Source organism: Segatella salivae DSM 15606 (assembly GCF_000185845.1).
Classification (GTDB): Bacteria; Bacteroidota; Bacteroidia; order Bacteroidales; family Bacteroidaceae; genus Prevotella; species Prevotella salivae.
Genome location: NZ_GL629647.1, coordinates 1,019,019 through 1,029,085 on the forward strand (window position 1 = coordinate 1,019,019; position 10,067 = coordinate 1,029,085).

General features: G+C 41.6%; 15 protein-coding genes and 1 pseudogene. 2 read left to right on the forward strand and 14 right to left on the reverse strand.

Going from position 1 to position 10,067, the window contains the following annotated elements; all coding sequences use genetic code 11:
- The 3 genes from HMPREF9420_RS04175 to HMPREF9420_RS04185 all read right to left on the reverse strand — a co-directional run.
- Positions 1-1,016, reverse strand: a 1,016-nt coding sequence (locus HMPREF9420_RS04175) for a hypothetical protein (protein ID WP_007134206.1), incomplete at its 3' end; no start/stop codon positions are given.
- 3 nt (positions 1,017-1,019) lie between these two features.
- Complete coding sequence (locus HMPREF9420_RS04180) at positions 1,020-1,268, reverse strand: hypothetical protein (RefSeq protein WP_007134207.1); 249 nt, start codon at positions 1,266-1,268, stop codon at positions 1,020-1,022.
- On the reverse strand, positions 1,268-2,326 hold the full coding sequence (locus HMPREF9420_RS04185) for a hypothetical protein (RefSeq protein ID WP_007134208.1): 1,059 nt from the start codon (positions 2,324-2,326) through the stop codon (positions 1,268-1,270). Before HMPREF9420_RS04185 ends, HMPREF9420_RS04180 begins: the two co-directional genes overlap by 1 nt.
- 262 nt (positions 2,327-2,588) lie before the next feature.
- Here HMPREF9420_RS04185 and HMPREF9420_RS14170 point away from each other — a divergent pair, with 262 nt between their 5' ends.
- Entirely contained in the window at positions 2,589-2,738 is a 150-nt protein-coding gene (locus HMPREF9420_RS14170; RefSeq protein WP_004378699.1) for a hypothetical protein, read from the forward strand.
- 42 nt (positions 2,739-2,780) lie between these two features.
- A complete protein-coding gene (locus HMPREF9420_RS04190; protein WP_004378698.1) occupies positions 2,781-3,173 on the forward strand; it encodes a DUF5053 domain-containing protein in 393 nt (130 codons plus the stop codon).
- A gap of 186 nt (positions 3,174-3,359) precedes the next feature.
- Here HMPREF9420_RS04190 and HMPREF9420_RS04195 read toward each other — a convergent pair whose 3' ends face one another.
- From HMPREF9420_RS04195 to HMPREF9420_RS04255, 11 genes and pseudogenes are all read right to left on the reverse strand, one after another.
- Positions 3,360-3,611 carry a hypothetical protein gene (locus HMPREF9420_RS04195; protein ID WP_007134209.1) on the reverse strand — a complete coding sequence of 84 codons (252 nt, stop codon included), beginning with the start codon at positions 3,609-3,611 and terminating at the stop codon, positions 3,360-3,362.
- Entirely contained in the window at positions 3,589-3,837 is a 249-nt protein-coding gene (locus HMPREF9420_RS04200; RefSeq protein ID WP_007134210.1) for a hypothetical protein, read from the reverse strand. The genes HMPREF9420_RS04195 and HMPREF9420_RS04200 overlap by 23 nt, the downstream gene beginning before the upstream one ends.
- An 82-nt stretch (positions 3,838-3,919) precedes the next feature.
- Positions 3,920-4,222 (reverse strand): hypothetical protein, encoded by a 303-nt coding sequence (locus HMPREF9420_RS04205; RefSeq protein WP_007134211.1) that lies wholly within the window; start codon positions 4,220-4,222, stop codon positions 3,920-3,922.
- 284 nt (positions 4,223-4,506) lie between these two features.
- Positions 4,507-5,361 carry an exonuclease domain-containing protein gene (locus HMPREF9420_RS04210; protein ID WP_007134212.1) on the reverse strand — a complete coding sequence of 285 codons (855 nt, stop codon included), beginning with the start codon at positions 5,359-5,361 and terminating at the stop codon, positions 4,507-4,509.
- 199 nt (positions 5,362-5,560) lie between these two features.
- On the reverse strand, positions 5,561-5,749 hold the full coding sequence (locus tag HMPREF9420_RS04215) for a hypothetical protein (RefSeq protein ID WP_004378694.1): 189 nt from the start codon (positions 5,747-5,749) through the stop codon (positions 5,561-5,563).
- Between the two features lie 165 nt (positions 5,750-5,914).
- Positions 5,915-6,145 (reverse strand): hypothetical protein, encoded by a 231-nt coding sequence (locus tag HMPREF9420_RS04225; protein WP_007134213.1) that lies wholly within the window; start codon positions 6,143-6,145, stop codon positions 5,915-5,917.
- A 129-nt stretch (positions 6,146-6,274) separates the two neighbouring features.
- Positions 6,275-7,009, reverse strand: coding sequence for a hypothetical protein (locus tag HMPREF9420_RS04230; protein ID WP_007134214.1), 735 nt, complete (start codon positions 7,007-7,009; stop codon positions 6,275-6,277).
- Between the two features lie 43 nt (positions 7,010-7,052).
- Positions 7,053-7,322, reverse strand: coding sequence for a hypothetical protein (locus HMPREF9420_RS04235; protein ID WP_004378690.1), 270 nt, complete (start codon positions 7,320-7,322; stop codon positions 7,053-7,055).
- Positions 7,323-7,900: 578 nt separating this feature from the next.
- The gene (gene radC, locus HMPREF9420_RS04245) at positions 7,901-8,587 is read right to left on the reverse strand and encodes a RadC family protein (protein ID WP_007134217.1); all 687 of its coding nucleotides are present in this window, start codon (positions 8,585-8,587) and stop codon (positions 7,901-7,903) included.
- A gap of 10 nt (positions 8,588-8,597) precedes the next feature.
- Positions 8,598-9,194 carry a ComF family protein gene (locus HMPREF9420_RS04250; RefSeq protein ID WP_248628075.1) on the reverse strand — a complete coding sequence of 199 codons (597 nt, stop codon included), beginning with the start codon at positions 9,192-9,194 and terminating at the stop codon, positions 8,598-8,600.
- A gap of 380 nt (positions 9,195-9,574) precedes the next feature.
- Positions 9,575-10,067 (reverse strand): annotated as a pseudogene (locus HMPREF9420_RS04255) (hypothetical protein); the annotation flags it as partial.

Genomic DNA, 10,067 nt, shown 5'->3' on the forward strand with positions numbered 1-10,067 from the left:
CCACCACCAATAAAGTCGTTGATATTCTGCTTTTCCTGCTTGATACGTGCCTTTATTTTGTCAGGATCAGTAATACCGTCTTCTTCACAGATCTGCCTCCAGTAGTCCTTGTGCACTTCAACCTGAAAGCGCGGAGGCGCAGAGTTACGTATCTTAGCACGCTTGCCCTTACCTATCAGCTCATAAATGTCATACCATGAGTCTTTGAACGTTGCGACATAAAAAGGAATAGGATAATACTGATATCCTGGGGTCGGAAATCTCGTAAGGATAGCAAACTTACGTGTGCGTGTAGCACGACCGAAAGCGTCACCACGTGCAGCCCTACGACACTCGCCCGTAGCAGGGTCAGGGTCAAGCCCCATGCGCACGCGCAAATCGCCCCAAGGGTCTATTTCATCAAGCAACTCAATGACTTCCACATCACCGTCTTTCACTGTGTTTTTCCAGTTCGCATAAAAAACGTGATTGATGCGACCATTTTCATCTGCTTTTTCAAAACGACAATAACAACTCTCCTTGTGACGCACCTGTACAATGTGACAGCCCTCATTGTCGAGCACTACGACTGTAACCGTAAAAAAGAAGTATTTCATGTCAAGCACCTGCTCAATAAAGAAGCGGTTGAGCTGATTTCGAAAGTAGAAGTCGCATATCTCTCGATCGCGCGTCTTCTTTTCAGTAGCGATGTCATAGAAGCGTACACCCTGCCCATAGCACGTGAGCGCATTGAAGAGTTTGTTTTGCGCCATGACCATGTTTTCGCCCACCTTTTCAATGATGTGATAAGGCAGCATGTCATCGGCCCCGAACGGAACATACTTATAAGTTTTGCCCCCTTGCGTGAACGTTCGGGGCTGAATGATACCACTATCGTCAAAAACCACTGACGAATTTTCAGAATACTCTGCATTAGCCGAGGCACTGTGCCCATTCGTAAAGCCAGCAGCTGAAGCACCGTAGATTTCGTAATCTCCGCGCTTTTCGATAAAATTCAACGTTGAATTTTGTTCCATTTTTTACATATAGATTTCTGCGCCCATAAACTCAAAGATACACACATCGCGCACCTCTCGTATCTGCCGATTGTTAGGATTTATCAGCCGATGAGTACCACCGCGCCAATGTCCCGATTTTACCAACCAGCCTTTATACTCAATAATGTCACCGGTCTTAAGCTTCCAACATTTCAGGTTTACAAGTTGCTTGCGGATAGCAGCTATATCTAACTGCTTGCGCATTTCTGTGATGTGAATAGGCTTATTCATTAATCAAAAGTATTATCAAAAGTGTTATCGAAAATTCGGCCTGCACGTTGCAGGTCAATAACGTTGTGATTGCGCTGCGCATACTGATAAGAGAAAGTAAAGCGCGCTATCTCATCATCAAGGTTTGACACCTCCGACTTCGACTCTGTAAGTGTCACCTCCTTGCCGACAACAGGCTGTCCGTTAACGAAATTCACGACATGCACGCGCTCAGCGCGAAAGAGTTCATCCACCCAATTTTGCTGTGCAATCGTGAGATAGCCAGTATCAGCCTTGAAGAGTCGGTTTTCAACAATCTCTATATTACGCGTCTTACCCAGCACATTGACCGTTGTGCGCTTGAACGAGGGGCTGACCTGATGTTTACCTACGCAATACATCAACTCATCACAGCCGAAAGAGTTCTCAAACATCAAGATAGGTGCGCAATCAGGATGAGTCCAATCTATCGTATATTTTTGTGTACGCTCGCCTGCTGTGACAACAAAGAAGTCAAGCACCTTATCAGCTTTTGTGAAGCGCGAGGGCGACACGTCAATAGTTGAATATTTGCTATTGCCTTGCACCTTAGTTGCAGCGAAGTCAGCTGTTGAGCCGTCAACATAGGTCGCCTTGACAGCTGCCGAGTCGGTACCGATATAGTGCAGAAACTCCAAGCGCCCCAAGGCCGACACGCGGTCACCGCTGTAAATAGACAGAAAATGCGTGCGCAGGAAGTCTTCAGCCTTAGCCGTTACAGTGCCTTGTGTGAAATCAGCAGCGCAATAAACTACCTTAGTATTCAGTACCTTTGTATCTATCACAGCATCATTGTCGCCGAGGTCGGTTATTGTAATAGCAATATCGACACTCAACCTTGCATGTGCATACGAGGTGAAGAGTGCGGAGAGGTCGGTGAGTTCAATGCTGCCGTCATACTGATAAAGATGCTCGTCATACATTTTCACACCGTCAACCGTCATGACAACGCCTGCGCGACTGCCCCCGATAGTGAAAGACAAATCGGGAATTGATGCACTGAAATAGGTACCCGAAAGAGATTTTAAGACAGTAATCATACAAATTCTATTTACAACACAAAGGTAACAGAGAATACAAGCTGACAAAAATACAAATGCAAAGTGCGTCATCTGACATGATTACCTGATGCAAAGCAGCGTGCAATATCATGCAGATTATCATGTGATTTGATATTGATTGCAGAACTATTTTATAGGAAATAACATCTTTTTCAACAAATGTTGAAAATAAATGCCTAAAAATTTGCATATTCAACAAATGTTGATTATCTTTGCAATGTGAATTAAAAGAAAGGACTACATGAAGAAAAGAAGAAAATCAAAGGAACTCAAAGAAAGCGAAGATGACTTGATGTTCTACTTAGAAAATTGGAAAAAGTTCCCCAATCACTTTCAGAACATCGCAAAAAAGGAAATCGAAGCGTTAGAAAACAAAATCAAGAACAATTAAGCCTGACCTCCTCCGGGAGGCAGGCAACAAAACAGAAAAGAGATGATGAAAAAAGAATTACAAGCACTTGCAGCAAGAAACAGAGCAGCAAAGACACAGAAAGAAAGAGACAAGGTTGCCCTGGAAATGGAGAAACTGAAGAATAAGGATCCAAAGGCTTTTACAGAAGCTTTGGAAAATCTCATCAAGACAACCGCAAGCAGAGTGGAAGAACTTACGATTGCAGACAGAATGGGCGAGATGACAAAGATGCTTTCAATGGCCTACATCGCACGCAACTACTTCGGCAAATCGCGTTCATGGCTGGCACACAAGATAAATGGTGATGTCATCAACGGCAAACCGGTTGCTTTCACAGAAGAAGAAAGACAGACGTTCAAGCATGCACTTGCCGACATGTCTGCACAATTAGGCTCGCTGGGCGTTTCCTTATAGCCCTTTCTTTTTAATCACACAGTAGCCCGAGGTTGAGCCACCTCGGGCTTTTTCGTACCCACAAAAAAAACTGCAGACGTCCTCGCGACGCCTGCAGTCGAATTTTAACCAATTGTCTGTTTCCAGACGAATATGGTACAAAATTATGTAAAAAAATGTATTTCTACGTATTAAATAAAGAAAAATTTATTTCAGTCTCCATATTTTCCAAACAAGTCCGCCAGACTCATCCGGTTCAAGTAGGAAACCATTCTCCGACATGTAGCCAAAAACATCTTGCTGTGTCAGCGGATAGGTGCTGTCTAAAGCTTCGATAATTTCAGAGGTTGTCTTGTTATCCTCGACAAAAAGAGACCTTTGCGAGGGAGGGATATTATTAGCACGTGTACTGAAATAAGCATCAAGCACGGTGCGTTCAATCTTGCTGTTCTCGTTCATTTTTTTTACCTTTTAGAATTATTTCAAATTGTTTTCTAAGCGCGTGAAAGCTGCGCACGTAATCAAGCAGTTCTGCGTCTGAGAAATCATCACCCGACAGAATTTTATCTGTAATGTCATTACAGAGGTCAATTCGTGCTTCGAGTGCTGATGTATCGAGCAGATCTTGCAAAGCATTGCAAGCCTGCGCATTGTAATTATTCTCAATCATACCAAAAGTTTTCATTTTTCTGTTTTTATTTGTAAGGTTTTATAATGAAGTCGCGATTTCCCAGGTCCAGGCATGCGACTTACTTTCATTAACTGTGCTATTCCTTACCTCCCTCCTTGCTGTTCAAACGGTAAACAAGCCAGCCTGCACAAACTGCTGCAGGAATGGCCACAAGCGGATGAGAAACCACGGCAAATACACTCACACCTAAGCAGATTGTACCTAAGTGCATGTAGAGCACCGTGCGACGTGTCACGGAGAAGTCACACAACCGCGAATAAATCTCGCTACGTTGATTGAGATAGTTAGCCACTGAATTTACTGCATTCGCGATAATTGCGCGAACATCGACACGCTGTTGAATTTGCACACCGTCGAACTGGATAGTTTGTTGCTGCATATTACATCATCTTATAACCTTTTCTGCAGATCCGCTGCATTGCCGGTAAAACAAGAAAGGCGGTCGCCAATCTCGCTGGTTATAAGATGATGTCGCTACCCAATGGGCTTTGAAATATCTACGAGAAGGCAACCGCCAAGTATGTTAGTTGAGGGCATTAAAAAAGCCCGAGCAATTTTGCCGAGCAAGTAACCGTAGCTCACCGGGATAGTCTACTATCATCTTATAACCGGTGACAAAATTAAAGAAAATCCCCGAAACCTGCAAGAGATTTCGGGGAAAAGTTAGAATTCAATATTAAATTCTTTCATTATGCTAAGCAATTCAGGTTCTTCTATAACTCTTAAATTGTGACCTTGTGCTTGCAATTCCTCTATTTTCTGCATTTTAGACGGGCCTGCCCCTTTACCGACTATAACAATATCTGTCCTTTTAGATATAGAGGTATTAATGTCAGCACCATACGCTTTGAGCATTTTTGCAATAGTTTCTCGAGCAGGGAACGTTTCAAGGTTTCCTGTCAGCACTACTCTTTTCATGAAGAAAGGAGTTTCCTTATTCTCAACTTCTTCAGGGGATAAAGGTTGTTTCGTCTCTTTTTTCAATGTTTTTTCTTTAGGCGTGACAAAATGCGGGATGCTTTCCGTGGGCTTTGGTAATTCCACGCCCGACAACACAAGGATTATCTCTGCGCAAGCTGTAGCATCACAAAGGGCATCATGATGTTTCCCTAAATCAACATGTAACACTTTACAAGTTTCATCTAAAGAAAGATGCGTTAACGAAAAAGTGTCAACAACGCCTGTAATAGGAATAGTTATACCATAATGTGTCGACACCTTTTTCAATACATCAAGATCGAAAGAGGTGTTGTGAGCTGCCAACACTTGCCCTGATATATAATGCTCAATTGTCGGCCATAAATCTTGGAAAGTAGGGGCATTCTCAACCATTTCGGGAGTAATCCCATGAACATGGGTGTTAGTAACTGTTCTATCATCAGGGATAGGTTTGATGAGAGAATAAAACTTTTGAACGATGACATCGTTCTCTACACGAACAAGGCCCAAAGCACAGGCACTCGTTCTTTCAGGTGTCATTGTTTCGATATCAATGACAGTAAAGGTGTGCTTCTCCATTTTTTACTTTTACTACGTTATTTATTAAGAGTTATAATATTCTGCGATAAAACGGCTTTCTACTTTCACAAGCAAAAAGCCTAAAATCGAAAAACCTTCAACTTCATGCAAAGTCTATATCTGCAAAAGTAAAGAAAAACTCTCTAACCTACAAGCGATTAGAGAGTTATTTCTATAAATATATGTTTTGCAACATATATCAAGCATCTATGAATAAATCAGGAACATCGCAGCCAATAGCCTGCGCAATCTCGCGAAGAAAGCTCAACCGCATATCTTGTGCCATGCGCCAGGATAGCGTGCGCTCTTTTAATCCCAATTTTTCGGCTATCATCGGAATAGTAACTCCATGCCGATGTGCCACTTTCACTATTGCAAGTTTCTTCATCGTTTTACTCTTTTAGTTAAAAACTCTGCTGCTTTTCGTAAAGAGGCTGCAAGTTTGTCAGCATCAAATTCGTCTTTATTTAGAACCATGCGCCAGCGTGGTTTTTTTGTGCGCACAAGGAATATATATTGCTTATCCTCACTATACTCAATAAAATAAGTGCTTTTACACATAAAAATCTATTTCTTGAACAATAGACGGATGAATGCCGTCATCTTCATACAACATAAGAGAGGTGTGTTCTCCTGTTCCCTTATTACAGAACTCGGTTAATCTACACTCATCGGTGTAGAACTCGTAGGCTCTTTCTAAGTTTTCAAACTCTTTACTTTTAGAACCGTCATGCAAGAGTGGACATGTGCCGTTTTGCATTTTTAGATAAGAAATTATATACATAACACAATATATTTAGTTGTTAAACGTTATTCTTCACGTAATTTTGAATCTCGCGACAGTGGTTGCGATGAAGGTTTAAATTTTATTTAGTATTTTCATGCGCCAGGCTGTGAAGTCTGGCGCTTGTATTTATTTGAAATAGAATTTATACATTACATCATCTACCATTTTCTTGTAGACAAAATTCATACCGCAGAGGAACATTGTTAATTCTTCTTTGTCCTCACAATCAGAGTCCTGCACCGCCTCATTGATTAAATCAAAGTTCTCGCAGCTTGTACAATCGAAGTCGCCGCCGTCCGAACTATCGAAGCCTTGATACTCTTCACCTTTATAAGTAAAGCTGTTATCACCGTCTTCAACAACGTCTGTATCGTTTAGCTCCTTTATTTCTACTTCTATCTTGTTGTTCTCGATATATTCAGCGATAGCCTCTTTTACTATTTCTTTATATTCCTCTTCATCGATATAGTTCATATCAATTACATCAGATTTATATTTGCTAAAATCATCGTAGTTATACAGATTTTGAACAAGCTCGCGGAATTCCTCTATATCTTTACCGCCGAATAAATCTTCAAATTGAAATTTAATACGTGCACGCTGCTCCTCCTCTTCGTCTTCGAGCATTTTGTACCAAATATCGTTAGCCTTGTTGAGCAAATCATCCCACTCTTCTCTATCTTCTTCAGATAAAACAGAGTCCCACTTCTGCTCGTAATCCTCATTATCGAAGAGTTCGTAAAAGAAGTTTGGGTCGTTCTCAGCCTCGTTTTCAAGGTACTCTTTGAAAGAAACCTCTTTCATGTTGTTGTTGAAATAATAGTTTTCTTTAATTGCTGAAAGTGTATTTAAATTAATCATTTTTTTTGCCCGTCATGCCGATAGCGCAGCGTTAAGGTTTAATTTATAATTCTACAACTGAATTTCCATTCTCTACTTCCACGAAGTCTACATAATCATCAAATATTATTACGCGATATGTGTTATTTCTCAACTCCTCAATATGGGGGAAACAAGCTTTATATTCTATATAGTAGTTAGCACCATTTTGGCAAATAAAGTGGCAAAAGGGTTTGTTTAAGAATTCACAACCTGTTGTGTCAACTTCAAAGCCTACAATTTCGCTGATTGTCTGCGCTTTTGAACTTGCTGTGTAATCTTTAACAGTCTTCATGATTTTGAACAGTTTTTACGGTGTGTCTCACCTTTTTAATTGTTGTTGTTATTTGTTTACATTGCAAAGATAGGAATAAAAATTAAATCCGCAATATATAATTGCGGATTTAACACTATTTTAACACAAATGCGTAATTTTCGACCCTAAAAAGGCTTTGTAAGGAATATTTTAAGCAATTTATGCCCCCTTTAGACAAAGAAACGGCAACTATAAATTGCAAGGCAATTTCTAAAGAAATAGGTAAAATGTTAGTCAAAAAGGGCGTTTTTGTTGGCGAGGCTCCGATTTTCGAGGAAATTGGAGCAACAAAACACGGCTTTTATTCCTATTTTGCACGGCCCTAAGCAGTTAAAACGTTGAATTACAGCGAGAAACGTTTTAACTGAAAGAAAAAAGCGAAGTTCGCTCTTTTTGTACCCCCCACCGCCCTACGCCCGACATGGCAATTGCCTCTTTGAGTTTAGCGGAATATGTAAAACAAAATTATCATGCAGGCAATTGCCTGCGGTCGCAAGTGGACACACGAAAAAGGCAGGCAACTCAAAAGCTGCCTGCCCTCTCTGAAGAAAGATATTTTACAATCTTCCACTATCTCGATACGAATAATAACGGCCGTCTGTTACGATAATATGGTCAAGGAAATAAATCCTAACTGCCTCGCATGCCTTTTGTACACGCTTCGTAATACTATCATCGGGCAAAGACGGGGTTATGCTTCCACTCGGGTGGTTGTGGGCAAGTGCAACTACAGTTGCATTGCATAACAAAGCCTCTTTCAGAATAACGCGGACATCGATAGCCGTTTCGGTCAACCCTCCCTCGCTTAGCTTTATAGATTTAATAAGCTTATAATGGTGATTAAGGAACAGCACGTGCGCCTGCTCTAAGGGTAAATCACGCATTTTAGGCAAAAGATAGTCATACATCGCAACAGAAGAAGAAAAGTCTATCGTGTCCTTTGCCTGCTCTATCTGTCTGCGCTTTCCTATCTCCAACGCTGCCCTGATACTAAGTGCCTTGCTTCTCCCTATCCCCTCAAACTGCATGAGTTCATAGGTAGACATTCTTGCCAACCTTGCAAGACTGTGCCCGCAAGCATTCATCAGCTGCCTGCATAAATCAACCGCGTTGAGTTCAGCACTGCCACTTCCTATAATGATAGATAACAATTCTGCATTACTAACCACATCACACCCTACATTATCAAATTTGAAACGTGGCTGCTCTTCCTTGACCCAATTGCAAATATTAGAACTATTCATAACTTCTATATTATCTATGATTAAATTGCATGATATGTTTTGTTGTGTTCTCTGCGAAACGCCCCCAATACGTTTTTTTAGATATGCCTTTTACCGACTTAGCAATGAACAAAGCGCCTTTAACCTCTGCCCCTGCTTCCTGCAAAAGTGCTGCAAAATGCTCGGCCGTTGTGCCTGTCGTTACAAGGTCATCGAATATAATAACCTTGCGCCCTGCAAAAAACTCTTTATCAAGTTCTATGCGATACGTGCCGTTATCCTGCACAACATGATTTGCGGTGCGATGCAAAGCTTCACGTTTGCCTAAAATTTTAATGTGCTGCATAGCGTTTACCTGCTGACAACGGCAGGCAACAACATGAGAAAAATAACTAAAGCGGTGACGATATTCAGCATTAGAGGAAGCAGGCACGCACACAATAGTATATTCATTGCACTTGTGGCCATACCAATTCCACATTAAGCGCACAATTAAATCAGCTGCAAAATTGGCAGCCTCCTTGCGTCCGCTTTTGAAATTGTAAATAAGGTTACGCACCTTAACAACTTGCTCACTTGTTGCTGCGTATCTTTGAGGAAGATACTCATAAAAATTAATCTTTTTCATATTCATATTGGTTAAAATTCTGGTAATGTTCAAGAGCCTTACTGGAGATTTCCACGTGAGGAGTGAACTTTTTTTTATTCCGTACAAAGCCCGGTCGCCTTCTTTCGATTTCCGATGCGAGGTTAAGAGGTGGCAGGGTGTCAGAACGCTGGGGTTCTGGCACCTTTTTGATGTTGGATGCCGTTATTTTTCAGCGCAGCGAAAAATGACGGAGGCTCCGACTGCAAAAAGTGACAGGTTCACAGGTTCAGACAACCGACGCCTCTACCTTTGCATCGAAATCTGAAAGTAGGAGATTGGGATTTGGAAGAAAAAAAAGGTTCGCTACGAACACAAAAACACCGCGTAGCGACCTACTCTCCCCTTTAGGGGCTGGGGGCCTAATGTCCGTTGAACGAAGATACGACAGCGCCTGACATGTTGATATCGAATGTAGGGAATTTCTCTACACCGATTGCAAAAGTGTCGAAAGCGTCGGAGCCGTCGGTACGATTTTCAAGCTTATCTTCTTCTGTCTCTGCAAGCTTCTCCCCTCGCTTATCTTTCTTACCCATGTACACGCCTGCCGTTTGGATAGAGAGGAGAAGATCTGGGTTATTATCTCTATTGAAGAGTAGCTGATGCTTCGCACGGCCTTGAAACATGCGGTTGATGAGCAGCTGCTTCTCGATATGGTTCCACTGTTTGCCGATACACACGTCATTAACGTACCAGCCGTGCGACTTCAAGCCATTACAAATCACAGCGTGAAAGTCATCGTTGCCGACCGCATAGTTATTACTGATAAAGGTTGTATCATAATAAAAAACGACATGACGATTAGGGAAATATTCGTAATATTTACAGAAATCTTCAACAAGTTGAGGAAGCTGG